At 71.7% G+C, this 24,642-nt stretch carries 22 protein-coding genes; 17 read left to right on the top strand and 5 right to left on the bottom strand.

Features of this window, described 5'->3' with window-relative positions; translation table 11 throughout:
• Positions 1 to 148: 148 nt before the first annotated feature.
• From hutI to IE257_RS21740, 6 genes are all read left to right on the top strand, one after another.
• A complete protein-coding gene (hutI, locus tag IE257_RS21765) occupies positions 149 to 1,327 on the top strand; it encodes an imidazolonepropionase (RefSeq protein ID WP_189971124.1) in 1,179 nt (392 codons plus the stop codon).
• A 113-nt stretch (positions 1,328 to 1,440) separates the two neighbouring features.
• Positions 1,441 to 2,124 carry an LPXTG cell wall anchor domain-containing protein gene (locus tag IE257_RS21760; protein WP_189971122.1) on the top strand — a complete coding sequence of 228 codons (684 nt, stop codon included), beginning with the start codon at positions 1,441 to 1,443 and terminating at the stop codon, positions 2,122 to 2,124.
• A gap of 16 nt (positions 2,125 to 2,140) precedes the next feature.
• Positions 2,141 to 3,145 carry a COG1470 family protein gene (locus IE257_RS21755; RefSeq protein ID WP_189971120.1) on the top strand — a complete coding sequence of 335 codons (1,005 nt, stop codon included), beginning with the start codon at positions 2,141 to 2,143 and terminating at the stop codon, positions 3,143 to 3,145.
• Entirely contained in the window at positions 3,142 to 4,242 is a 1,101-nt protein-coding gene (locus tag IE257_RS21750) for a neocarzinostatin apoprotein domain-containing protein (RefSeq protein ID WP_189971118.1), read from the top strand. Before IE257_RS21755 ends, IE257_RS21750 begins: the two co-directional genes overlap by 4 nt.
• A gap of 14 nt (positions 4,243 to 4,256) precedes the next feature.
• Entirely contained in the window at positions 4,257 to 5,543 is a 1,287-nt protein-coding gene (locus tag IE257_RS21745; RefSeq protein ID WP_189971116.1) for a hypothetical protein, read from the top strand.
• Positions 5,544 to 5,798: 255 nt separating this feature from the next.
• Entirely contained in the window at positions 5,799 to 6,140 is a 342-nt protein-coding gene (locus IE257_RS21740; protein WP_189971114.1) for a hypothetical protein, read from the top strand.
• Positions 6,141 to 6,229: 89 nt separating this feature from the next.
• Here the strand turns inward: IE257_RS21740 and IE257_RS21735 are convergent, their stop codons facing one another.
• Complete coding sequence (locus IE257_RS21735) at positions 6,230 to 7,756, bottom strand: peptide MFS transporter (RefSeq protein WP_189971111.1); 1,527 nt, start codon at positions 7,754 to 7,756, stop codon at positions 6,230 to 6,232.
• Positions 7,757 to 8,251: 495 nt separating this feature from the next.
• On the opposite strand from IE257_RS21735, the gene IE257_RS21730 reads away from it, so the two are divergent.
• Both IE257_RS21730 and IE257_RS21725 read left to right on the top strand, forming a co-directional pair.
• Positions 8,252 to 8,929 carry a response regulator transcription factor gene (locus IE257_RS21730; RefSeq protein ID WP_030724697.1) on the top strand — a complete coding sequence of 226 codons (678 nt, stop codon included), beginning with the start codon at positions 8,252 to 8,254 and terminating at the stop codon, positions 8,927 to 8,929.
• Positions 8,930 to 8,977: 48 nt separating this feature from the next.
• Positions 8,978 to 10,243: a sensor histidine kinase gene (locus IE257_RS21725; protein ID WP_189971109.1), complete on the top strand. Its 1,266-nt coding sequence runs from the start codon at positions 8,978 to 8,980 to the stop codon at positions 10,241 to 10,243.
• A 17-nt stretch (positions 10,244 to 10,260) separates the two neighbouring features.
• Here the strand turns inward: IE257_RS21725 and IE257_RS21720 are convergent, their stop codons facing one another.
• Positions 10,261 to 10,797: a GtrA family protein gene (locus tag IE257_RS21720; RefSeq protein ID WP_189971107.1), complete on the bottom strand. Its 537-nt coding sequence runs from the start codon at positions 10,795 to 10,797 to the stop codon at positions 10,261 to 10,263.
• Between the two features lie 198 nt (positions 10,798 to 10,995).
• Here IE257_RS21720 and IE257_RS21715 point away from each other — a divergent pair, with 198 nt between their 5' ends.
• The 4 genes from IE257_RS21715 (at position 10,996) to IE257_RS21700 (ending at position 15,056) form a co-directional block, all read left to right on the top strand.
• Positions 10,996 to 12,135: a 5-(carboxyamino)imidazole ribonucleotide synthase gene (locus IE257_RS21715; protein ID WP_189971105.1), complete on the top strand. Its 1,140-nt coding sequence runs from the start codon at positions 10,996 to 10,998 to the stop codon at positions 12,133 to 12,135.
• The gene (gene purE / locus IE257_RS21710; protein WP_030387011.1) at positions 12,132 to 12,668 is read left to right on the top strand and encodes a 5-(carboxyamino)imidazole ribonucleotide mutase; all 537 of its coding nucleotides are present in this window, start codon (positions 12,132 to 12,134) and stop codon (positions 12,666 to 12,668) included. The genes IE257_RS21715 and purE overlap by 4 nt, the downstream gene beginning before the upstream one ends.
• Positions 12,665 to 13,846: a dipeptidase gene (locus IE257_RS21705; protein WP_189971103.1), complete on the top strand. Its 1,182-nt coding sequence runs from the start codon at positions 12,665 to 12,667 to the stop codon at positions 13,844 to 13,846. The genes purE and IE257_RS21705 overlap by 4 nt, the downstream gene beginning before the upstream one ends.
• Positions 13,847 to 13,988: 142 nt before the next feature.
• Positions 13,989 to 15,056, top strand: a complete 1,068-nt coding sequence (locus IE257_RS21700; protein ID WP_189971101.1) for a membrane dipeptidase — start codon at positions 13,989 to 13,991, stop codon at positions 15,054 to 15,056.
• A gap of 90 nt (positions 15,057 to 15,146) precedes the next feature.
• On the opposite strand, the gene IE257_RS21695 is transcribed toward IE257_RS21700, so the two are convergent.
• Positions 15,147 to 16,490 carry a UDP-glucose dehydrogenase family protein gene (locus IE257_RS21695; protein ID WP_189971099.1) on the bottom strand — a complete coding sequence of 448 codons (1,344 nt, stop codon included), beginning with the start codon at positions 16,488 to 16,490 and terminating at the stop codon, positions 15,147 to 15,149.
• A gap of 194 nt (positions 16,491 to 16,684) precedes the next feature.
• Between IE257_RS21695 and IE257_RS21690 the strand changes: the two genes are divergently transcribed.
• The 3 genes from IE257_RS21690 to manB all read left to right on the top strand — a co-directional run bounded on the left by IE257_RS21690 (position 16,685) and on the right by manB (position 19,861).
• The gene (locus IE257_RS21690) at positions 16,685 to 17,857 is read left to right on the top strand and encodes an acyl-CoA dehydrogenase family protein (RefSeq protein ID WP_189971097.1); all 1,173 of its coding nucleotides are present in this window, start codon (positions 16,685 to 16,687) and stop codon (positions 17,855 to 17,857) included.
• 124 nt (positions 17,858 to 17,981) lie between these two features.
• Positions 17,982 to 18,626, top strand: coding sequence for a hypothetical protein (locus IE257_RS21685; protein WP_189971095.1), 645 nt, complete (start codon positions 17,982 to 17,984; stop codon positions 18,624 to 18,626).
• A gap of 152 nt (positions 18,627 to 18,778) precedes the next feature.
• Positions 18,779 to 19,861 (top strand): mannose-1-phosphate guanylyltransferase, encoded by a 1,083-nt coding sequence (gene manB, locus IE257_RS21680; protein ID WP_189971093.1) that lies wholly within the window; start codon positions 18,779 to 18,781, stop codon positions 19,859 to 19,861.
• A 52-nt stretch (positions 19,862 to 19,913) separates the two neighbouring features.
• Here manB and IE257_RS21675 read toward each other — a convergent pair whose 3' ends face one another.
• Positions 19,914 to 21,233, bottom strand: a complete 1,320-nt coding sequence (locus tag IE257_RS21675; protein ID WP_189971091.1) for an LCP family protein — start codon at positions 21,231 to 21,233, stop codon at positions 19,914 to 19,916.
• 106 nt (positions 21,234 to 21,339) lie between these two features.
• Here IE257_RS21675 and IE257_RS21670 point away from each other — a divergent pair, with 106 nt between their 5' ends.
• Positions 21,340 to 21,876, top strand: coding sequence for an acyl-CoA thioesterase (locus IE257_RS21670; RefSeq protein WP_052875169.1), 537 nt, complete (start codon positions 21,340 to 21,342; stop codon positions 21,874 to 21,876).
• Between the two features lie 27 nt (positions 21,877 to 21,903).
• Here the strand turns inward: IE257_RS21670 and IE257_RS21665 are convergent, their stop codons facing one another.
• Positions 21,904 to 23,457, bottom strand: a complete 1,554-nt coding sequence (locus IE257_RS21665; RefSeq protein ID WP_189971089.1) for an LCP family protein — start codon at positions 23,455 to 23,457, stop codon at positions 21,904 to 21,906.
• Between the two features lie 118 nt (positions 23,458 to 23,575).
• Here IE257_RS21665 and IE257_RS21660 point away from each other — a divergent pair, with 118 nt between their 5' ends.
• Positions 23,576 to 24,601: a glycosyltransferase family 2 protein gene (locus IE257_RS21660; protein WP_189971087.1), complete on the top strand. Its 1,026-nt coding sequence runs from the start codon at positions 23,576 to 23,578 to the stop codon at positions 24,599 to 24,601.
• Positions 24,602 to 24,642: the final 41 nt, after the last annotated feature.

The raw sequence follows: 24,642 nt of genomic DNA, 5'->3' as shown, positions 1-24,642 counted from the left end.
TTCCTGGGGCTCCGCCCCGGACCCCGCGCCTCAAACGCCGGCGAGGCTGGATTTCCAGCCCGTCCGGCGTTTGAGGACCGGGTCCGGGGCGGAGCCCGGTTTCGGGAAGGGGCGGGGTGGGGGACAAGCAAGCTCTGAGAGGAACCCCATGACCACCACCTGCATCACCAACATCGGCAGCCTCGTCACCAACGACCCCGCCGCAGGCGACGGCTCCCCCCTCGGCCTGATCGAGAACGCCGCCGTCGTCATCGACGGCGAGACCGTCGCCTGGGTCGGCCCCGCCGCCAAGGCCCCGGCCGCGGACGAGAGCTTCGACGCGCAGGGCCGGGCCGTCATCCCCGGCTTCGTCGATTCCCACTCGCACCTCGTCTTCGCCGGTGACCGCACCCAGGAGTTCAACGCCCGGATGTCGGGCCGCGCCTACTCCGCCGGAGGCATCCGCACCACCGTCGCCGCCACCCGCGCCGCCACCGACGCGGAGCTGGAGGCCAACCTGGTGCGCCACCTCGACGAGGCCCGCCGTCAGGGCACCACCACCTTCGAGACCAAGTCCGGCTACGGCCTCACCGTCGCCGACGAGGCCCGCGCCCTGCGCATCGCCGCCGCGCACACCGAGGAGGTCACCTACCTCGGCGCGCACATCGTCTCCCCCGACTTCGCCGAGGACCCGGCGGCCTACGTCGACCTCGTCACCGGCGAGATGCTGGCGGCCTGCGCCCCGTACGCCCGCTGGGTGGACGTCTTCTGCGAGAAGGGCGCCTTCGACGGCGATCAGGCCCGCGCGATCCTCACCGCCGGGGCCGCCGCCGGGCTGATCCCCCGCGTGCACGCCAACCAGCTCTCCCACGGGCCCGGTGTCCAGCTCGCCGTGGAGCTGGAGGCCGCCTCCGCCGACCACTGCACCCACCTCACCGACGCCGACGTCGACGCCCTTGCCCAGGCCGCCGGCACCACCGTCGCCACCCTGCTGCCCGGCGCCGAGTTCTCCACCCGGGCCCAGTGGCCCGACGCCCGGCGCCTGATCGACGCGGGGGCGACCGTCGCCCTGTCCACGGACTGCAACCCCGGCTCCTCCTACACGAGCTCCATGCCGTTCTGCATCGCGCTCGCCGTCCGCGACATGCGCATGACCCCCGACGAGGCCCTCTGGTCGGCCACCGCCGGCGGGGCCCGCGCCCTGCGCCGCGACGACATCGGCCGGCTGGCCCCGGGTGCCCGCGCCGACCTGGCCCTGCTGGACGCCCCGAGCCACGTCCACCTCGCCTACCGACCGGGCGTCCCGCTCGTTTCCACCGTCTGGCAGCGGGGCCGTCGCGTGCACTGACGAACGGTCAATCCCGGGTTGTCCTTTGTCTTCCCTCCGTAAGACCCCGGGCGTACCTTGAGCCACCGATCTGATGTTCCGTCAGTTATCTGTGGCCCGAGGGGAAGACGAAGGTGTCCGACCGCAAACGCTCCACCGCGCTCGTGCTGGCCTCCGCGCTGGCCGGAACGGCGGTGCTGCTCACCGCCCCCGCGGCCCATGCCGCAGTCGTCGACGTCGCCTACGACTGCAAGACCCCGATCGGGGACAAGTCGGCGGTGTCGCCCATCGACATCAAGGCCGTCAAGGAGGGCGACGGCTACAAGCTGACGATGTCGTTCCAGAAGGGCGTGTCGTCCAGCCCCATCGAGCTGGGCAAGGGCGCGATGAATCCCAGCGCCGTCATCCTCGTCGACGGCGCCGAGAAGGTGTCCGTACCGGTCTCGGGTCCGCCCAACCCCGAGGCCGTGCCCCCCGACACACCCATCAGGATCACCGACCTCTCGGGCACCTACACGCCCAAGAAGAGCGGCAAGGTCACCTTCACCGCCGGGGTGCTCACCATCATGGCGATGAGCACCACGACCACCTGCACCCCCGGCAACAACCCGAAGCCCTCGCTGGAGCTGGACGTCACCGCGCCGGGCGGGGCGGGCACGCAGTCCGCCGCCGGCGCCGACACCACCGGCGACACCCTCCCGCAGACCGGGCCCACGGACTCCGCCCTCGCCCTCGGCACCCTCGGCGGCACCGTGCTGCTCTCCGGCGCCGCCGGAGTGCTCTGGCTGACCCGGCGCGGCCAGCGGGCCCGGTCCTGAACGGAGCACCCCGGTCATGCCCGTGCTCCACACCCTGAGGCGCGCCGGCGCCGTGCTCCTGCTCGCCGCCGCCGCGCTGTACGCGGCCCCGGCGCCCCCCGCGGCCGCCGACGAGCCGGGCTGGACCGCCGAGCCCGCCGCGGGAACGGCCGCCGCAGTCCGCCCCTACTTCTACCTCGCGGGCGCCCCCGGCACCGTGCTGGAGGACCGCCTCGCCCTGGTCAACACCACCGACCGGGAGCGGATCCTCACGCTGCGCGGGGCCGACGCCCACAACACCGCCGACGGCGCCCTCGCGGTCCGCCCGGCCACCGCCGCGCCCGCCACCCGCGGGGCCGGCTCCTGGATCAGCTTCGGGACCGCCACCACCGTGACGGTCCCGCCGCGCACCCGCGCCGTGGTCCCCTTCACGCTCACCGTGCCGCCCGCGTCCGCGCCCGGCGACCACCCCGCCGCCGTGGTCGCCGCCGAGGCGGGACACGAGGCCGCCGTACGGGTCCACCTGCGGGTCGGCGGCCCCACGCTGGCCGCCCTCACGGTCGAGGACGTCGCCGTACGCGGCCGGGGCCGGTCCGCCGCCATCGCCTACACCCTCGTCAACCGGGGCAACGTGGCCCTCGCCCCCGAACTCCGCATCCGGACCGACGCCCTCATCGGCGACCCGCCCGCCGCGCCCCGCGCCCGCACCCTGCCGGTGGAACTGCTGCCCGGCCAGCGGGTGGAGCTCACCGAGCCCTGGCCCGGCGCCCCGGCCCTCGACCGGGTCCGCGTCACCGTCACCGTGACCGCCCCGGGCGGCGCCCGCGGGGAGGCCGGCGGCTCGCGCTGGCTGGTTCCCGGAGGCCTCCCCGGCTGGACCGGCGCCGGTCTGCTCGGCCTCGGCGCGACCACCGCCGCCGCGCTGCACCTCGTACGCGGCCGGCGTCCCGAACCGGGCCCGGCCCCGGCGCCGGACGGGCCGTCCGCGGCCGGACCGACGACCCCTGCACCGCACCACGAACCGACGGGAGCCGCCAGGTGAGAAGAGTCGCAGCCCTGCTGGCCGCGGGGCTGGCGGTGTGCGCCCTCGCCCTGTTCCCCGCGGGCCCGGCCGCCGCGGCCGAGGGCAGGCCGGCCGTGGCGCTCTCGCTCCAGGAGGCAGCCAAGGGCACCGGGATCACCGTCACCGGCACCGGCTGGCCGGCGAAGACGCTGGTGATGCTGCTGGTCTGCGGGCAGAACATGATCGGCGGCACCAACAGCTGCGCCAACGCCGACGGCGCCGCCGTCTCGGTCGCCGCAGACGGGAGCTTCACCGCACAGCTGCCCGTGGTGGCGCCGCCCAAGCCCTGCCCCTGCATCGTCAACGTCACCTCCGTCAACGGCGACCGGTCCACCGTCGCGACCCCTCTGAAGATCACCGACCACCCGGTCGCCGAGCTGCCCGCCGAATCCGGCACGGCCCGCCTCGCGATGCTCACCGGAGTCCGGCTGGAGGGTGAGGACGGAGTGCTGACCTGGTTCGGCGCCCCGCCCACCCGGAAGTTCAAGGTCACCGTCGGCAACCTCGGCCCGGTCCCCGTCAAGGACCCGGTCTTCCAGCTCGGCACCGCGCACGGGGTGTTCGCCCCGCTGTGGGAGGAGGCCCGCTGGAAGGGCACCATCCCGCCCGGCGGCAAGGCGGAGGTCGCGCTCGACGTCGCCCTCGCCGCGGGCGCCCACGGCGACTACACGATCTCCCTCAAGTACGGCGAGAGCGTCGTGGCCACGCAGCCCTGGGGGGTGGACCGCCCGTACGGAGTGCTGCTCTTCCGGGGCCTGCTCCTGCTGGTGGTCCCGGCCGCCGTCTTCCGTATCGGGATGGCCGTCGTCGACCGGGTCCGGCCGCGCACCGCTCCCGCCGCCGGCCGCCACCGGGGCGTACGGCTCCCCGACGCGGCCGCTGCCGTGACGGCCCGGCTGCCGCGGATCCCGGCCCTGCGGCCGCCCGGGCCGGCCCCGCGCCCCGACCGCCCGGAGCGCTCCCCCCAGACCACCACGGCGAACCTGCCGTGGTTCACCCCGGACAGCGCGCCGGGCACAGCACCACAGGCGTCCGCACCGTCTGAGAACCGTTCGACGACGAAGGGACATTCGTGAAAACCCAACGGAGGGTGAGCGCGGCCGTGATCGCGCTGCTGCTCGGCGGCGCCGGTATCGCCATCGGAACGACCCCCGCCCAGGCCGCGGAGACCAAGTTCAACGTCAAGTGCGTTCCCCCGGCCGGGGGCGGGAGTCCGGTGGAGGGCGAGACCACCGCGAAGGTCACCGCGCCGGCCTCGGCGAAGGTCGGCGACGAGGTCGACGTGTCCTGGGAGACGGTGAAGCCGGCCTCGAACAACACGGACCTGATGGACATCCCGCAGGACGCGGTCCAGCCCACCGGCTGGATCACCGTGGGCGGCGGGGGCGGTGAGCTGAAGGTCGTCGGGGAGAAGAAGAACCCGCCGATCCCGAAGAAGGCGCCCATGCAGATGTCCGTGATGAAGGGCAAGCTGAAGCTCACCAAGGCCGGGAAGATCACGCTGACCCCCGGCAAGTACGACGTGGCGGTCACCTTCTCCTTCGGCACGTTCGTCACCAAGTGCGCGCCGACAGGAACGGTGGGCGTCGGGGCCACCATCGACGTGTCGGCCGGCTCCAGCGGTGGTACGACGACCGGTGGTACGACGACCGGTGGCACGACCACGACCGGCGGTACGACCACCGGCGGCTCCACCACCACGGGCGGATCGACCTCGGGCGGCTCCACCGGCGGCGGAGGCGGCCAGACCGACTTCCCGGGCAAGGCGGTCGAGGTGGCCTTCGACTGCGGGCCGGTCGTCCCGGGCGGCATCAAGACCCCGGTCACCATCAACGCCAAGAAGAACGGCGGCAGCTACGACCTGACGGTCAAGACCGCCAAGGGTGCGATGGCGGCGCCCATGGCCCTGCCCGCGGGAGCCCTCAAGCCCTCGATGGACGTGAAGCTCGGCGGGGCGGACAGCGGCACGGTCAAGGTGTCCGGCCCGGCCAACGCCGAGCCGATCCCGGACAAGGCTCCGGTCAGCCTCAGCGACATGACCGGCACCTACAAGCCCGGGAAGTCCGGCAAGGTGACGCTGAGCCCGGACCAGCTGACGATCGACGTCACGATGGCCCCCGGCTCCACGCCGATCAACGTCCCCTGCAAGGCGACCAGCAGCGGCGTCTCGCTGGAACTGGACACCGCCGCGCAGCCGGGCGGCTCCGGTTCCTCGACGACGTCCGGCAGCGGCACCTCGGGCGGCGGTCTGGCCGAGACCGGCGCGGAGGACGAGGGAGGCATCAAGGCCCTCGCCCTGGTCGCCGGCACGGTGATCCTGCTCGGCGGCGCGGTGTTCACGTTCACCCCGTGGCGCCGCCTGCGCGGCACCCGCTGACCGACGGGAAGCCACCGTCGAGCGACCGTGCGCGTCCCGGCCGTGGTGCCGGGGCGCGCGCGGCTTTCGGAAGGCGCGCCCGCACAGCGCCGTTCGTACTCCCTTCCCCCGTTCGGGGAGGCAGTTCCCGCCGACTGGCGGATACCGCGTTCTCCCGCGGTCCGGCGAAGATCGGCGAGCGACCTCCCGGCGGGCGGGCACGAGCCCGACCGGCGCGCGGTCGGCTCCTGCTCACATCGGAGAACGGACAGTCCCATGAAGTTGAAGTTCGCCGTCGCGACGCTGGCCGTCGCCTCGGCCCTGAGCGTGCTCGGAGCGCCGGCGGTCTCCGCGGCCGCTGCCAAGGGCGGTTGCAGGACGACCGCAGAACTGGACGGCAAGGGCCGCCCGAACGCCACGTCCAGGTGCACCGGACGCTTCGCCTCCGGCGCGCAGCACCGCGCGAAGATCATCTGCGACACGGTGCAGGGTGCCCGCGAACACGTGGTGCGCCGGACCTACCGCAGCGACTGGACCCCCATCGGCTCGGCCGCCTCGGTCGGCTGCGGGTTCAAGTCCTTCCTCGTCGGATTCGACTCCGAGGTGCGGGGCGCCTGATTCCACGGCGCCGCCGGAGGACCCCGAACAACGCGACGGCCCGGCACGCCGGAAGGCGTGCCGGGCCGTCGCCCGCGGGGAGGCGTGCGTCAGCGCACGTCGCCCATGAGCGTCTTGACGTTCCTGCGGTACATGAAGACCGCGAGAGCGGCCAGGCAGGCGAGGGTGGCCTCGATCGCCACCGCGCCGGTGCCGTTGAGGTCGATGCCGAACACGGCCGGGTCGGACAGCAGGCTGGTGATGGAGTCACCGGCGGTGACCGCCAGGAACCACACGCCCATCATCTGCGAGGCGTACTTGGCCGGAGCCATCTTCGTGGTGACCGACAGGCCGACCGGGGAGATGCACAGCTCGCCGACCGTCTGGATCAGGTAGATCCCGACGAGCCACATCGGGCTCACCGTCTGGCCGTTCGCGGCCATGGCGATCGGGATCAGGAAGAAGAAGAACGAGACGCCGATGAAGAACAGGCCCGCGGCGAACTTGCCGACCGTCGACGGCTCCTTGCTCTTGCGGTTCAGCCACAGCCAGATCCAGGCGAAGACCGGGGCCAGCGCCATGATGAAGACCGGGTTCAGCGACTGGTACCAGGACGAGGGGAACTCGAAGCCGAGCAGCGAGCCGGAAGCCTTGGTCTCACCGAAGGACTGGACCGTCGAGGCGCCCTGGTCGTAGATCATCCAGAAGACGGCGGCGGCGACGAAGAACCAGATGTAGCCGGTCATCTTCGACTGCTCGGTCCGGTCGAGGTCCTTGTCCCGCTTGATGCGGATCAGCACACCGGTCGGGACGATCAGACCGATCAGGGTCAGCGGGATGGTCGCCCACGCCTTGGTGAACATGCCGGCCATGCCCACGGCGGTGTAGAACACGGCCACGATCGCGACCGCGATGACGATCTTGCGGATCCAGGCGGTGCGCTCTTCGGCCGACAGCGGCTTCGGGACGACGGAGCTGACCGGGTTCAGGTTCTTGGTGCCCAGCAGGAAGGCGACCAGGCCGATGCCCATGCCGACCGCGGCCAGCGCGAAGCCGAGGTGCCAGTTGACCTTCTGACCGACGGTGCCGATGATCAGCGGCGCGAAGAAGGCACCCGCGTTGATGCCCATGTAGAAGATGGTGAAGCCACCGTCACGGCGCGGGTCGTTCGAGTCCTTGTAGAGCTGGCCGACCATCGTGGAGATGTTGGCCTTCAGCAGACCGGAGCCCAGGGCCACCAGGGCCAGACCGATGAAGAAGGTCCCGCCGCCCGGAAGGGCCAGGACGATGTGACCGGACATGATCGTAACGGCCGCGATCGTCACGGTCTTGCGGGGGCCCCAGACGCGGTCGCCCAGCCACCCGCCCGGCAGGGCGAGGAGGTAGACCATGGAGACGTAGATGGAGAACACGGTGATCGCCGTGCCCTCGTCCATCCCTATGCCGCCCGCCAGGCTGCCCTTCTTGGCGTCCGGGCCACCTGAGAGCAGGTAGACGAGGAGGAGGGCCTTCATGCCGTAGAAGCTGAAGCGCTCCCACATCTCGGTCATGAACAGAGTGGCCAGGCCACGGGGGTGGCCGAAGAAGGTCTTCTCGGCGGACGGAGCCGCCGACTCCTTCGTCAGGCTGGAAGCCATGGTCGATCCTTGCTTGCTCGGGACGCTTGGCTTCGTGAGCTCATCCGCGCCCGGTGGGGGGTGGCCGGCACCGGCGACGGATCTCCCACCCCACGCCTCGGGGTCTCGCCCCCCATGGGGTTGGAGGCGAAGGAACATCCGTAACCGGGATCCACGCCCGCTCTCGCACCATCGCGGAGGGGCCCGGCCCACAGGTCATTCACTGTCATCAAGTCCGGACAGGTGAGTCCGACAGGACCGTCCTGTCCGATCAGGACAGAAATAGAGACCCTTGGCTCGGTTTTCGGCACAAAGGTCCCTGAGGTAGTGCATCAGGCGTCTCGCCACCATACGACACGACACTGTGGCATTTAAAAGGACTTGAGAGATGGATCACAAGGCGCGTCGGGAACCGTTCGACCATATTCGAAGGCGCTCAGTCGTTCATAAGCCCAGATCGAGAGGGGTCTGCGGGCGGGCCCCTGGATCCAGCCGCCGCGGACTACCATCACCCACATGACGCGTGTACTGCTCGCCGAGGACGACGCATCCATCTCGGAGCCCCTGGCCCGCGCTCTGCGCCGGGAGGGGTACGAGGTCGAGGTCCGGGAGGACGGCCCCACCGCTCTGGACGCGGGACTGCAGGGCGGCGTCGACCTCGTCGTCCTCGACCTGGGCCTGCCGGGCATGGACGGCCTGGAGGTCGCCCGCCGACTGCGCGCCGAGGGCCACGGTTTCCCGATCCTGGTCCTCACCGCCCGCGCGGACGAGGTCGACACGGTCGTCGGCCTGGACGCGGGCGCCGACGACTACGTGACCAAGCCCTTCCGCCTGGCAGAGCTGCTCGCCCGGGTCCGGGCCCTGCTCCGGCGCGGGGCAACCGAGGCCCTCCAGCCCCCCGCCACCCACGGCGTGCGGATCGACGTCGAGTCGCACCGCGCCTGGATGGGGGAGGAGGAGCTCCAGCTCACGGCCAAGGAGTTCGACCTGCTGAGGGTCCTGGTCCGCGACGCGGGCCGGGTCGTCACCCGCGACCAGCTCATGCGCGAGGTCTGGGACACCACCTGGTGGTCCTCCACCAAGACCCTCGACATGCACATCTCCTGGCTGCGCAAGAAGCTCGGGGACGACGCCGCCAACCCCCGCTACATCGCCACCGTGCGGGGCGTCGGTTTCCGCTTCGAGAAGAGCTGACGGGAGCGGGCCGCCTCCCGCGGCCCCTCCTGGGGCATGCTCTAGGGCATGCGCCGCCGCCTGATCAACTCCACGCTCGCCGTGGTGCTCGTCGTGATCGCCGTCTTCGGGGTCTCCCTCGTCATCGTGGAGACCAGGACGATCACCAGCAGCGCCCAGGACCGCATCGAGTCCGAGGCGCTGCGGCTCGTGGGCATCGTCGAGGCGAACGTCCTGGAGAAGAAGCCGATCGACCCCGTGGCCCTCGGCGAGCAGCTGGACGCCGGCCACTACGCGCGGATCACCATCCCCGGCCAGCAGGCCGTGCAGGTGGGCACCCCGATCCCGGACAGCGTCATCCGCGGCGTCGCCCGCGGGGAGCAGGGCGAGGTCGTGGTCGTCGAGGAGTCCCGCTCCATCGTGACCCGCGAGGTCGGCCGGACCCTGGCCGTGGTCGGCGCGGTGGCCCTGCTGGCCGTCGTGGCGGCCGTACTGCTCGCCGTACGCCAGGCCAACCGGCTCGCCTCCCCGCTCACCGACCTGGCCGAGACGGCCGAGCGGCTCGGATCGGGCGATCCGCGGCCCCGGCACAAGCGTTACGGGGTCCCCGAGCTCGACCGGGTCGCGGACGTGCTGGACTCCAGCGCCGAGCGGATCGGCCGGATGCTGACGGCCGAGCGGCGCCTGGCCGCGGACGCCTCCCACCAGCTGCGCACCCCGCTCACCGCGCTCTCCATGCGGCTGGAGGAGATCACGGTGACCGACGACCTGGAGACCGTACGGGAGGAGGCGACGATCGCCCTGACCCAGGTGGAGCGGCTCACGGACGTCGTGCAGCGGCTGCTCACGAACTCGCGGGACCCGCGGACCGGCTCGGCGGTCCCCTTCGACCTGGACGAGGTCGTCAAACAGCAGGTGGAGGAGTGGCGGCCGGCCTACCGCAGCGCGGGCCGGGCCATCGTCCGCTCCGGGAAGCAGGGCGTACGGGCCGTCGGCACCCCGGGCGCGGTCTCGCAGGTGCTGGCCACCCTCGTGGAGAACGCCCTCATGCACGGTGGCGGCACGGTCGCGCTGCGCACCCGGGTGGTCGGCAACCAGGCGGTGCTGGAGGTCACGGACGAGGGGCCGGGCGTTCCGCCGGACCTCGGGAACCGGATCTTCGAGCGGGCCATCAGCGGTCGCAATTCCACCGGCATCGGGCTCGCGGTGGCCCGGGACCTCGCGGAGGCGGACGGCGGACGTCTGGAGCTGCTCCAGACGCAGCCGCCGGTGTTCGCGCTGTTCCTCAGCCGGACCGCGCCGGAACCGGCCGAACCGCAGACGACGGTGCGCTGAGGAGCGGCGAGAGGGAGCTAGTTGTTCGCGGGGGCCGGCTCGGGCAGCGGCTCCGGCCGGCGCTCCGGCTTCGGCAGCGGCGCGGGATCCGGCATCGGCTCGGTGGCCTCGACCGGCGCGGGCAGGGCCCTGAAGACCCAGGTCCGGTACGACCAGAAGCGGAACACGGTGGCGGTCCCGATGCCGATGAACTTGAACACGTTGCTCGCGACGGGGCCGTCCCAGCCGAAGCCGTAGGTGGCGGTGTAGAGCACACCGCTCTCGATGACCAGCCCGATCCCGCTGAACACGGCGAACAGGGCGAGCTCGCGGGTGCGGCCGCTCTTGGCGCGGTCGCGGTAGGCGAAGTAGCGGAAGCCGATGTAGTTCGTGGCGATGGCGACGACGGTGGCTATCACGCTCGCGCGGACCACCTGGAGGTCGGTCGTGTTGCGGATCAGGTTGAAGACACCCAGGTTGACCAGGACGCCCAGACCGCCGACCGCCCCGAACTTGGCGACCTCTCGCACGAGGCCACGTACACGTTCGAGGACAGATCCGCCCGGCGTGCTCATCAGTAGGTCAGTCCTGTCGGTCACCGCCCGCTTACGGGGCGTCCGGTGTTCTCCGTCAACCCAACCACTCTAAGTCTCCCCCCGGCGCTCCGTCTGTGCCTTCCGGCACCGTGCGACGCACGGCACACGCACGGATCGGGCCGGGGTCGCGTCCCGGGCGGGTCCCGGTGGCCGAATACCGGCGGATACCCTGGAGGAGTGACGTTCCCGGTAGTCGGCATGGTCGGCGGCGGTCAGCTCGCCCGCATGACCCACGAGGCGGGTATCCCCCTCGGCATCAGATTCAAGCTCCTCAGTGACAGCCCGCAGGACTCTGCGGCCCAGGTCGTGAGCGATGTCGTCATCGGCGACTATCGCGACCTGGAGACGTTGCGCGCCTTCGCGCGCGGCTGTGACGTGATCACCTTCGACCACGAGCATGTACCCATGGAGCACCTGCGGGCCCTGGAAGCGGACGGCATCCCCGTCCGCCCGGGGCCCGATGCTTTGGTACACGCCCAGGACAAGGGGGTGATGCGCGCCAAGCTCGACGAGATCGGCGCGCCCAGCCCCCGGCACCGGATCGTGAGCGATCCGGACGACGTGACCGCCTTCGCGGACGAGGTGGGCGGGTTCCCCGTCATCCTCAAGACCGTGCGGGGCGGGTACGACGGCAAGGGGGTGTGGTTCGTCCGCACCCCCGAGGACGCGGCAGCCCCCTTCAAGGCGGGCGTCCCCGTCCTCGCGGAGGAGAAGGTCGAGTACGTCCGCGAACTCGCGGCCAACATCGTCCGCTCCCCGCACGGACAGGCGGTCGCCTATCCCGTCGTGGAGTCCGTCCAGGTGGACGGGGTCTGCGACACGGTGATCGCCCCGGCCCCGAACCTCTCGGAGGCCCTCGCGGGCGAGGCCCAGGCCCTCGCCCTGCGCATCGCCAAGGAACTCGACGTGACCGGCCACCTGGCCGTGGAGCTGTTCGAGACCACCGACGGCCGGATCCTGGTCAACGAGCTGGCGATGCGCCCGCACAACAGCGGTCACTGGACCCAGGACGGCGCCGTCACCTCCCAGTTCGCCAACCACGTGCGGGCGGTCCTCGACCTCCCGCTCGGCGACCCGCGCCCCCGAGCCCGGTGGACGGTCATGGCGAACGTGCTGGGCGGGGACTACCCCGACATGTACGCGGCGTACCTGCACTGCATGGCCCACGACCCCCAGCTGAAGATCCACATGTACGGCAAGGACGTGAAACACGGCCGCAAGGTCGGCCACGTCAACACCTACGGCGACGATCTGGACGATGTGCTGGAACGCGCACGCCACGCAGCCGGCTACCTCAGGGGAACGATCACCGCATGAGCACCACCTCCGCAGGCCCCGTCATCGGCATCGTCATGGGCTCCGACTCGGACTGGCCCGTCATGGAGGCGGCCGCCCAGGCCCTGGACGAGTTCGAGATCCCCTACGAGGTCGACGTCGTCTCCGCCCACCGAATGCCGCGCGAGATGATCACGTACGGGGAGCGGGCCGCCGACCGCGGACTGAAGGCGATCATCGCGGGCGCGGGCGGAGCCGCCCACCTGCCCGGCATGCTCGCCTCGGTCACCCCGCTGCCGGTCATCGGCGTCCCGGTGCCGCTGAAGTACCTCGACGGCATGGACTCGCTGATGTCGATCGTCCAGATGCCCGCCGGTGTTCCCGTCGCCACCGTCTCGGTCGCCGGGGCGCGCAACGCGGGACTGCTGGCCGTACGGATGCTGGCCGCCCACGACACGGAGCTGCTGGCCCGGATGCGTGACTTCCAGCAGGAGCTGAACGACCAGGCCACCGAGAAGGGCAAGCGGCTGCGGACGAAGGTCGCGAACGCGGAGTCCTTCGGATTCGGCAAGTGAGCGCGGCGCAGCGTCTGGACGAGGCGCGCGAACTGCTGGCCGAGCACCCCGTCGTGGACGGCCACAACGACCTGCCCTGGGCGCTGCGTCAGCAGGTGCGCTACGACCTGGCGCAACGCGACATCGCGGGCGACCAGTCCGCCCACCTGCACACCGACATCCCCCGGCTGCGCGCCGGCGGGGTCGGCGCGCAGTTCTGGTCCGTCTACGTACGCTCCGACTACGCCGGCGACGAGGCGGTCAGCGCCACCCTGGAGCAGATCGACGTCGTCGCCCAGCTGATCGACCGTTATCCCGGCGACCTGGTGCGGGCACTGACGGCGGACGACATGGAGGCGGCCCGCGCCGACGGCCGGATCGCCTCGCTGATGGGCGCCGAGGGCGGCCACTCCATCAACAATTCGCTCGCCACCCTGCGCGCCCTGCACCGGCTGGGCGTGCGGTACATGACGCTCACGCACAACGACACGATCGACTGGGCGGACTCGGCGACCGACGAGCCCCGGCACGGCGGTCTGACCGACTTCGGCCGCGAGGTCGTCCGCGAGATGAACCGCGTGGGCATGCTGGTGGACCTCTCGCACGTCGCCGCGACGACGATGCGCGACGCGATCGCGGTCTCGGCCGCGCCGGTGGTCTTCTCGCACTCCTCGGCGCGGGCGGTCTGCGACCACCCGCGCAACATCCCCGACGACGTGCTGGCGACGCTGCCGGGCAACGGCGGGGTGGCGATGGCCACCTTCGTACCGAAGTTCATCCTCCCGGCGGCGGTCGAGTGGACCCTGGCCGCGGACGAGAACCTGCGGGCGCACGGTTTCCACCACCTGGACACCACCCCCGAGGCGATGGCCCTGCACCGGGCCTTCGAGGCGGAGCGCCCGCGCCCGGTGGCCACGGCCGCGACGGTCGCCGACCACCTGGACCACATGCGCGAGGTGGCCGGCATCGACCACATCGGCATCGGCGGCGACTACGACGGCACGGCCTTCACCCCGTCCGGCCTGGACGACGTGGCGGGCTACCCCAACCTGGTCGCCGAGCTGCTCACGCGCGGCTGGTCCCGGCCCGACCTGGCGAAGCTGACCTGGTCGAACGCGGTGCGGGTGCTGCGCGACGCGGAGTCGGTGGCCCGCGACCTGTCGTCGTCCCGGGGCCCGTCGAACGCGGTGATCCGGTAGCGGACGCGGTGTCCGGCGGATGCGGTAACAGGGTGTGACCTGCGGGTTCACTCGAACGCTGCGTCCGCCGGGCGGCCCTGCCGTCCCGCGTGTCACGGTGGCACCACCTCTCCCTGCTGCCGCCGAGACCGGAGCGAACGCCATGGCCGACCTGCAGGATGAACCCCACTCCGTGGGCATCGGAGCCGAAGACCTCCCCGCACCCGCAGCAGCGGTGGCGGCGGGCGCCCTCGACCGGGCCGTCGCGCTGCTGGCCGTCCATCCCGTGGCCGACGGGTGCAACACCCTGGTCTGGACCCTGAACCAGCGCCCGTACCACGACATCGAGACCTCGGACACGGGCGTGGACACCGACATCCCCAGGCTGCGCGCCGGGGGAGTGGGGGCCCAGTTCTGGTCCCTGCTCGTGCCGTCGGCGCGGGCGCACGAGAACGCCACCGGCGACCAGGTGCTCTCCGACACGCTGGACCAGATCGACACGGCGCTGACCCTGATGCGCCGCTACCCCGACAGCCTGTGCCTGGCGCTCAGCGCCGACGACATGGCGGACGCCCGCAACCGCGGCCGGATCGCCTCGTTCCTCGGCCCGGTGCCCGGCAGCACGCTGACCGACTCCCTGGGCGCGCTGCGCGCCTTCCACGCGCTGGGCGTACGGAGCCTCGCGCCGGCGGGAGCGCCCTGGGCCCAGGAGGAGCTGACGGCCTTCGGCCACGAGGTGGTCCGCGAGGCGAACCGGCTGGCGATCCTGCTGGACCTCACGGACTGCCCGCCGGCGGTGGCCTGCCGGCTCGCGGGGGCCTCCAAGGCGCCGGTGATCATCTCGAACACGGCGGCGGCCTCGCTGAACCCGCATCCGGGGAACGTGACCGATGAGGTCCTCGCCGCGCTGCGGGAGGCGAACGGCCTCGCGATGGTCACCTTCGACACCGCGCGCACGGGCGACTCCCTGCACGCGGTGGCGGACCACCTCGACCACGTACGGGCCATCGCGGGCCCGCACGGCGTCGGACTCGGAGCCACCTTCGGCACCGGCCCGGGCCACCCTCGCCCGACGGGCCTGACCGACCCCTCGGGCTACCCGCGGCTGATCGCGGAGCTGCTGGAGCGCGGCTGGCCGGAGTCCGAGGTGGCCCTGCTGACCTGGGGCAACGCCCAGCGCGTGGTCCGCGACGCGGAATTCACCGCGCGCGCGGCCGGGCACCGCCGCTGATTCAGCCCCGCCGGCGTTTGAGGCGCGGGGGCCCGGGGGCAGCGCCCCCGCAACGGCACCCGTGATCCGCACCCCCGCCCGGCCGGAGGGCTACGCGCGCGGGCGACCCATCGCCCGGTAGGTCCAGCCCGCGGCACGCCACCGCACCGGGTCCAGCGCGTTGCGGCCGTCCAGCACGAGGCGGTCGGTGACCACACCGGCGAGCTCCGCCGGGTCGAGGTTGCGGAACTCGCGCCACTCGGTGAGGTGGAGGACGACCTCCGCGCCCCGGGCCGCCGCCAGCGCGGAGTCCGCGTAGCCGAGGGTCGGGAAGACGCGGCGGGCGTTGTCCATGCCCTTGGGGTCGTAGACGGTGACCTGGCCGCCCTGGAGGTGGATCTGCCCGGCCACGTTCAGCGCGGGGGAGTCGCGGACGTCGTCCGAGTCCGGCTTGAAGGTGGCGCCGAGCACGGCGACCCGCTTGCCGAGGAACGAGCCGCCCACGGCCTCCCGGGCCAGTTCGACCATGTGCCCGCGGCGCCGCATGTTGATGGAGTCGACCTCGCGCAGGAAGGTCAGCGCCTGGTCGGCGCCCAGCTCACCGGCGCGCGCCATGAAGGCCCGGATGTCCTTGGGCAGGCAGCCGCCGCCGAAGCCGATCCCGGCGCGCAGGAACTTCGCGCCGATCCGCTCGTCGTAGCCGATGGCCTCGGCCAGCTTGACCACGTCGCCGCCGGCCGCCTCGCACACCTCCGCCATCGCGTTGATGAAGGAGATCTTGGTGGCGAGGAAGGAGTTGGCGGCGGTCTTGACCAGCTCGGCCGTCGGGAAGTCGGTGACGACCAGCGGGGTCCCCTCCGCCATCGGAGTCTCGTACACCTCCCGCAGCAGCTTCTCGCCGCGCTCGCCCTGGACGCCGATCACGATCCGGTCGGGGTGCAGGGTGTCCTGCACGGCGAAGCCCTCCCGCAGGAACTCCGGGTTCCAGGCCAGCTCCACGTCCGAGCCCGCCGGGGCCAGCTCGGTGAGCTTCGCCGCCAGCCGCTGCGCCGATCCCACCGGGACCGTGGACTTGCCGACGACCAGCACCGGCCGGGTCAGGTGCGGGGCCAGGGAGGCCATCGCGGAGTCGACGTAGGACATGTCGCACGCGTACTCGCCGTGCTTCTGCGGAGTGTTCACGCAGACGAAGTGGACGTCGCCGAATGCGCCGACCTCCTCCCAGGAGGTGGTGAACCGCAGCCGTCCCGTCGAGCCGGGCAGTCCGGCCACGTGCTGGGCCAGCAGTTCCTCCAGCCCGGGCTCGTACATGGGGACCCGGCCGGAGGCGAGCATCTCGATCTTCTCCGGCACCACGTCCAGCCCCAGCACCTCGAAGCCCAGCTCCGCCATCGCCGCGGCGTGGGTGGCGCCGAGGTAGCCGGTGCCGATCACAGTGATCCTGAGGGGGGCCATGGGTGCTCCAGAGGTGCGGGGCCGTTTGCGGCCACTGAGCATAGTCGGGCCCACCGGCGGGGACGTTCCCCAGGAGTGCCCCGCTGTCACGCAACTCACGTGGGCCGTCCATATCGCCATCCGTGACCGGCCCACTAAGCTTGGGTTACTTAACGGTAGTTAGCATCACGCATCACCCTGGGGAGTGAGAGATCTTGGCGGGTTCTGCCGACTTCGACCTGTACCGCCCGGCCGAGGAGCACGACATGCTCCGCGAGTCGGTCCGCTCGCTCGCCGAGGCGAAGATCCTGCCGTTCGCGGCCGCGGTCGACGAGGAGTCCCGCTTCCCGCAGGAGGCCCTGGACGCCCTGGTCGCCAGCGACCTGCACGCGGTCCACGTGCCCGAGACCTACGGCGGTGCGGGCGCCGACGCCCTCGCCACCGTGATCGTGATCGAGGAGGTGGCCCGCGTCTGCGCCTCCTCCTCCCTCATTCCCGCGGTGAACAAGCTCGGCTCCCTCCCGGTGATCCTCTCCGGCTCCGAGGAGCTCAAGGCCAAGTACCTGGGCCCGCTCGCCAAGGGCGACGCGATGTTCTCGTACGCGCTCTCCGAGCCGGACGCGGGCTCCGACGCCGCCGGCATGAAGACCCGCGCCGTGCGCGACGGGGACTTCTGGGTGCTCAACGGCGTCAAGCGCTGGATCACCAACGCGGGCGTCTCCGAGTACTACACGGTCATGGCCGTCACCGACCCCGAGAAGCGCTCCAAGGGCATCAGCGCCTTCGTCGTCGAGAAGTCCGACGAGGGCGTCTCCTTCGGCGCCCCGGAGAAGAAGCTCGGCATCAAGGGCTCCCCGACGCGCGAGGTGTACCTCGACAACGTCCGGATCCCGGCCGACCGCATGATCGGCGCCGAGGGCACCGGCTTCGCCACCGCGATGAAGACCCTGGACCACACCCGCATCACCATCGCGGCCCAGGCGCTCGGCATCGCCCAGGGCGCGCTGGACTACGCCAAGGGCTACGTCCAGGAGCGCAAGCAGTTCGGCAAGCCGATCGGCGACTTCCAGGGCGTGCAGTTCATGCTCGCCGACATGGCCATGAAGATCGAGGCCGCCCGCCAGCTCACGTACGCGGCCGCCGCCAAGTCCGAGCGCGTCTCCGCCGGAGGTGAGAAGGAGGACCTGACCTTCTTCGGCGCCGCGGCCAAGTGCTTCGCCTCCGACGTGGCCATGGAGGTCACCACGGACGCCGTCCAGCTCCTCGGCGGTTACGGCTACACCCGTGACTACCCGGTGGAGCGCATGATGCGCGACGCCAAGATCACCCAGATCTACGAGGGCACCAACCAGGTCCAGCGGATCGTCATGGCCCGCAACCTGCCGTAGCGGGTACCTGACCTGCAGCGACGCGAAGTCCCCCGGCACGGAGCCGGGGGACGTTCGTGCAGGGGGCGGCGGGCTAGGCTGTGCGGCTGTCAGCCGTAGGCGCGCAGGTGGGGCGGAAACAAGCATGTTCACGGAACGCCAGATATCGGCGATGCTCGGGCAGATCGCCCGCCAGGACGTCGTCGAGATCGGCCCGGAACAGACGGTCGCCCGAGTGGCCGCCCTGGCCCACGTCGCCGAGCAGTACGGCTATGCGTACGACCGGGCGTACCGGACGGGCCACAACGGCATGCAGATCCTGGTGCGGATGTACCGGGACCCGCACCCCGCGTCACGCGCCCGCGAAGCGGCGACCATCGCCGCCCACCCGCAGGCCGGCAACGGCGGGACGGTGCCGGGAATGCGGCCGGGGACGGTCAAGCCGCTCCCCGAGGCGCAGGAGGCCGTGGCCCGCCTCAAGGACAGGATCATGCTCGACGTGATGGCCGAGGCCGCGAACAAGCGGCAGAAGCTGTTCGCCTGGGGATCCTGCGGTGCGATGGTCCTCCTGCTGCTCGTCCTCGGGATGCCGATCGCCGCGCTGGTCGGCGGCGCTGCGCTCGCGGCGTTCCTGGGCGGCGGCCTCAAACTGGGTGCGATCCGCCGGCAGCGGATCGCGCGGCGACTGACGGACGCCGGGTTCGTCCCGGTCTCGGACGACCACGGCAGGCAGCGCTTCCTGGAGCCGGGTCGGCAACTGCCGGGCCACGCCAATCCGTTCGCTTCCTGACCGGGCGAACAACGCGGTCATTTCATGACATGTCGAGTGCAGCGAACCTGCGGGTGAGCGCACCGGCGGACACATCCGGCACCGGCCTGCGGGCGCCCCCGGATGGGCTAAATTTGGACCTTCGTACGCCGGAATCGGTTGGGGAGAACGCAATGACGGAAGCGATCCTGCTGGTCGGCGGACAAGGGACGCGACTGCGACCCGTGACGGTGAACACGCCCAAGCCGATGGTTCCCACGGCCGGCGTCCCGTTCCTCGCCCACCAGATAGCCAGGGCCGCCGCCGCCGGTGTCACGCACATCGTGATGGCCACCTGCTACCTCGCCGAGGTCTTCGAGCCCTACTTCGGCGACGGATCCGAATTCGGCCTCAGCCTGGAGTACGTGGTCGAGGACGAGCCCCTCGGCACCGGCGGCGCCATCCGCAACGCCGGCCGGCGCCTGACCGGCGGCCCGGACTCCTCCGTGCTCGTCTTCAACGGCGACATCCTCACCGGCCTCGACATCGCCGGCCTGGTCGAGTCCCACAAGGCGGCCGACGCCGACGTCTCCCTGCACCTGGTGCGGGTCGAGGACCCGCGCGCCTTCGGTCTGGTCCCCACCGACTCCGAGGGGCGGGTGCTGGCCTTCACCGAGAAGCCGCAGACCCCCGAGGAGCTCATCACCGACCAGATCAACGCCGGCTGCTACGTCTTCCGCCGCAGCGTCATCGACTCCATCCCGGCCGGCCGCCCCGTCTCCGTCGAGCGCGAGACCTTCCCCGGCCTGCTCGCCGCGGGGGCCAAGCTGCACGGCGTCACCGAGAACACCTACTGGATGGACCTCGGCAAGCCCGAGTCGATCATCCAGGCCTCCGCCGACCTCGTACGCGGAGTGGTCCCCTCCCCGGCCGTCCCCGGACGCCGCGGCGAGTCCCTGGTCCTGCCCGGAGCCGAGGTGGCGGCCGGTGCCAAGCTCTCCGGGGGCACCGTGGTGGGCGCCGGAGCCCGGATCGGTGCCGGAGCGGTCGTCCAGGGATCGATCGTCCTCGACGACGCCGTCATCGGCCCCGACGCCCAGGTGAACGCCAGCCTCATCGGGGCCCGCGCCTCGGTCGGCGCGCGGACCGTGCTCGACGGCACGGTCGTCGGCGACGGCGCGTCCGTGGGAGCCGACAACGAACTGCGCGCCGGCGCCCGCGTCTGGTGCGAGGCGCAGCTGCCCGCCGCCGCCATCCGCTTCTCCCCGGACGCCTGATCCCGGTCCGGGGAGGGAGCACGGCCGGCCCGGCCGCGCTCCCTCCCCGCCGTCAGTTGCCGCGGACGGTGACCTTCTCGTCGTTCTGGATCTGCTTCACCAGCTGCTGCACCTTCGCCTTGTCCCAGACGAGGTTGCCGCCGCGCTGACCGGAGATCGGCATGTTCATCGACACGCCGTCACCGCCGTTGACGCCCTTCATCGCGAAGAACATCTGGCCCATGTCGTACAGGCCCATGTCCTTGTCCACGATGAGCGTGTCCAGGCCCGCGCCCAGCATCGGGTAGAGCGAGAACGGGTTGAGGATCGTCGAGGGGGTCGCTGCCTGGCTGGCCAGCGCCGACAGGAACTTCTGCTGGTTCTTGGTCCGCTGGAGGTCGGACTCGGCGAAGGCGTACCGGGTCCGTACGAAGGCCAGTGACTGCTCGCCGTTGAGGGTCTGCTTGCCGGCCTTGAAGTCGGCGCCCGACTTCTCGTCCTTGAAGCCCTCCTCGATGTCGAGCTCCACACCGCCCAGCGCGTCCACGATGTTCGCGAAGCCGGCGAAGCCGATCTCCGCGTAGTGGTCGATGCGCAGGCCTGTGTTGTGCTCCACCGTGCGCACCAGCAGCTCGGGCCCGTCCTCCGCGTACGCCGCGTTGAGCTTGACCCGGCGCCCCTGGCCGGGGAACTTCTTGCCGGACTGCGAGCCGACGAACGAGGGGATCTCCACGTCCGAGTCGCGGGGCAGCGAGATCATGGTGTTCCCGCTGGAGCACTTCGCCAGGATCATCATCGAGTCGGTCCGCTTGCCCTCGGCCGAGCCGGTGTGCAGCTTCTTCTTCTCCTCGGCGGACATGCCCTCGCGGCTGTCGGAGCCCACGATCAGGTACGTCGTGCAGTCGCCCTCCTTCGGGCGCTCGATGACCTTGGAGAGGTCCACCTCGCGGCGCACCTTGGAGTCGGCCCAGAAGTAGGTGGAGACGGACGTCACAAGGAGCGCGGAGACCAGCACGATCCCGCCGACCTTGATCCGCTTGCGCCAGTCCGGGGCGGGGCCGGGCGCCCTCCCGGGGCGGCCGGGCCCGGACGGCCCACCGGGGCCTCCCGGCCCGCCCGGAGCGCCGCCCGCGGGTGCCCCGTAGACCTGGCCGGTGTTGAAGCCGCTGTCGTAACCGCCGTGCGCGTCGTGGCTCCCCGCCTGCTGCGGGGGTACGCCGTGCGCCGGCGGCGGGCCCGCCGGTCGCTGCGGGCGCGGGGGCTGCCCGGGCCGCGGCGGTTGCTGCGGTTGCGGCTGCCGCTGGATGTGCCGCATCCGCTGCACGCCCTCGGGCTGCGGCTGCGCGCTGCCGCGCCCGTACGCGTCGTCACGACCTTCTGGCCAGTCATTCATGCGCCCAAGAATGCCTGCCCGGGCGGGTCCTCCGACAGCCCGGTCCGCATTCCGTTCCGGTGCTGTTGCGAAGCTGATGCCTCCATGACCCAACTAAGGTGTCCGTATGACACAGATACCGGGCGAGCTGCCCGGGAAGCCGACCGCAGCCTCCCGGACGACCCTCAGCCACATCATGACCGCCAACGACACCAACCTCCTCGGGACGGTGCACGGCGGCGTGATCATGAAGCTGGTGGACGACGCGGCGGGCGCTGTGGCCGGCCGTCACTCCGGCGGCCCGGCGGTCACCGCCTCCATGGACGAAATGGCCTTCCTCGCGCCCGTGCGCGTGGGCGACCTCGTCCATGTGAAGGCCCAGTGCAACTGGACCGGCCGCTCCTCCATGGAGATCGGCGTACGGGTCCTCGCGGAGCGGTGGAACGAGTCCACCCCCGCCACCCAGGTCGGCAGCGCCTACCTCGTCTTCGCCGCGGTGGACGCCGACGGCAAGCCCCGGGAGGTCCCGCCGGTCCTCCCGGAGACGGAACAGGACGAGCGCCGCTACCAGGAGGCCCAGATCCGCCGCACCCACCGGCTCGCCCGCCGCCAGGCGATCATGGCGCTGCGCGAGGAGCGGTCGGCCCAGGGCTTCGACGACTGACGCCGCACCCGGCCGGCCGCGCCCCGCTCACTTCCCGCAGACCACCTGGTCGCCGGTGACCACCCCGAAGGTGCCCTGGTACGGATCCTCCGCGCGTACCGGCACCACCTTGCGGTAGTCCGCGCCCGCGATCACCACCACCGTCCGGCCCTGGCCCGCCACCGCACGCAGCTCGCTGCCCGGCAGCGCGGTCGCCACCGAGCGGGCGGAGCGGTCCCAGCGCGGGTCGTATGTGACCACCGTGCGCTTGACCTCGCGGCTGGCGCCGTTGCCCGGGGCCCGGGTGGTGTCGAAGCCGGTGGCGCGCAGCGCGGTGTCGACCCGGCCGCCCAGACCGTCGATCCGGGTGCCGTTCTCCACCTGGACGCGGACCTGGCGCGGGGGCACGTCCACCGGCACGGCCGCCGGCGGGCCGCCGCCGGTCCTCCCGGGCCGGGCCGGGGCCAGCGGCCGGTCCTCGCGCAGCGCCTCGAACAGCTTGGCCGCCTTCGGCTCGTCCCACTTCACGGTGGATCCGATGCCCTTGACGGGGAATGAGGGGCTCCCGATGGGCACCGAGGCGAACTCCGAGGAGGACGGCGTGAAGTCGCGCATCGCCTGCCCGAGGGCCAGCATCTGCTCCGAGCCGAAGCCCCTGTCGGCCCGGACCGAGCCGAGGAGCGTGGAGCTGACCTCCTTGAACTTCACCGGGTTCAGCAGCACCCCGCCCCCGGTCGCCTGCTTGATCAGGGCGGCGATGAAGCGCTGCTGGCGCTGCATCCGGCCGAGGTCGGAGGCCCCGTCGACATGGCGCGAGCGCACGTACTGCAGGGCCTGTCCGCCGCTGAGGCGGTGGTTGCCCGGCAGCAGGTCGAGGCCCGTGTTGCGGTCGCGCATGGTCTTGGCGGTGCAGATCTCCACACCGCCCATCGCGTCGACCGTCTTCATGAAGCTGGTGAAGTCGACCTCCAGGTAGTGGTCGATCTTCACCCGGGTCATGTTCTCCACGGTCCGCACGGTCAGATTGGGCCCGCCCTCCGCGTACGCCGCGTTCAGCCGTACGGGGTGGGCCTTGTGCGCCTTGCCGGTGACGAGGTCCCGGTGCGCGGGCACCTCGGCGTAGCTGTCGCGGGGCAGGCTGACCACACTGGCCCGCTCCTTGTCCGCCGACAGGTGCACCAGCATGATCGTGTCCGTGCAGTGGCAGGGCGCCCCGCCCAGGCGGTACTCGCGCTTCTCCTCCGGAGAGACCTTCTCCCGCCCGTCGGTGCCCACCAGCAGGAAGTTGAGGCCGTGTCCGGCCTGCGGGCGGTTCTTCATGTCCTTGAACGGGTCCACCCGCTCGATGCCGGTGTCCAGGCCGGTCATCACGGCATGTCCGACGGCCCCGGAGCCCAGTACCGCCACCGAGAGCCCGGCCGCGATCCGTACCCCCCACCGGGGTCGTCCGTCCCGGTGCCGGGCGGTACCGGCGCCTGCGCCGCGCCGGGCGCGCTGCGGCGGGGGCGGCCCGGCGGGACGGGCGGGACGGTGCGGCTGGGGCACGGTGGACACCTCCGCGGGGGCAGCAGGGAGACCGGTCGGGACATGGGCGGGATCCATCTGATGCGACAGACAGTAGGCCCATACGATCAGCCGCTGTCCTTACCGGTCGCTCGCCGCGCACCCGGTTCCCCCGTACGCGGTAACGTGACACCGATACCCGACCTTGAAGGACCACATGCCCGCCCAGCAGCCCGCAGTCTCGGTGATCATGCCGGTGCTCGATGAGGAGCACTACCTCCGCGATTCCGTCCGCCACATCCTCGAACAGGAGTATGCGGGCGAGATGGAGGTGGTGATCGCACTCGGGCCGTCCACGGACCGCACCGACGAGATCGCCGCCGAACTCGTCGCCGAGGATCCCCGAGTCCACACCGTCCCGAATCCCACCGGCCGGACCCCGGCGGCGCTCAACGCCGCGATCAAGGCCTCGCGTCACCCGATCGTGGTACGCGTCGACGGCCACGGCATGCTTTCGCCGAACTACATCGCCACCGCCGTCCGCCTCCTGGAGGAGACGGGCGCCCAGAACGTCGGCGGCATCATGCACGCCGAGGGCCAGAACGCCTGGGAAGAGGCCGTCGCCGCGGCGATGACTTCGAAGATCGGCGTCGGCAACGCACCCTTCCACACCGGCGGCCAGGCCGGCCCGGCCGAGACCGTCTACCTCGGTGTCTTCCGCCGTGAGGCGCTGGAACAGCAGGGCGGCTACAACGAGGAGTTCATCCGCGCCCAGGACTGGGAGCTGAACTTCCGCATCCGCGAGGCCGGCGGACTGATCTGGTTCTCGCCGGAGCTGATGGTCCAGTACCGCCCGCGGCGCTCCGTACGGGCCCTGGCCAAGCAGTACAAGGACTACGGACGCTGGCGGCACGTGGTGGCCCGCTACCACTCGGGCTCCATCAACCTGCGCTACCTGGCCCCGCCGACCCTCGTCTGCGCGATCGCCGCGGGCGTGGTCGTGGGCGTGGCGGTCACCCCCCTCGGCTTCGCCGTCCCGGCCGGCTACTTCGCGGCGATCGCCGCGGGTTCCGTCCCGGCCGGCAAGGGGCTCGGGATCAAGGCCCGTGCGCAGATCCCGGTGGCCCTGGCGACCATGCACCTGAGCTGGGGCTTCGGCTTCCTGACCAGCCCGAAGGCGCTGGCGAACAAGGTGATCGCGAGCCGCCGCCCGGCCGTGCACCGGGACTCCTCGCAGGTCTGAGACATACGAAGGGGCCCGGCCCGGAGGCTGCGTACGTCGCA

It is taken from the genome of Streptomyces avidinii (assembly GCF_014650695.1).
GTDB lineage: Bacteria > Actinomycetota > Actinomycetes > Streptomycetales > Streptomycetaceae > Streptomyces > Streptomyces avidinii.
The sequence above is the reverse complement of the archived record's forward strand: the minus strand, read 5'-3'. Positions and strand labels throughout refer to the sequence as shown.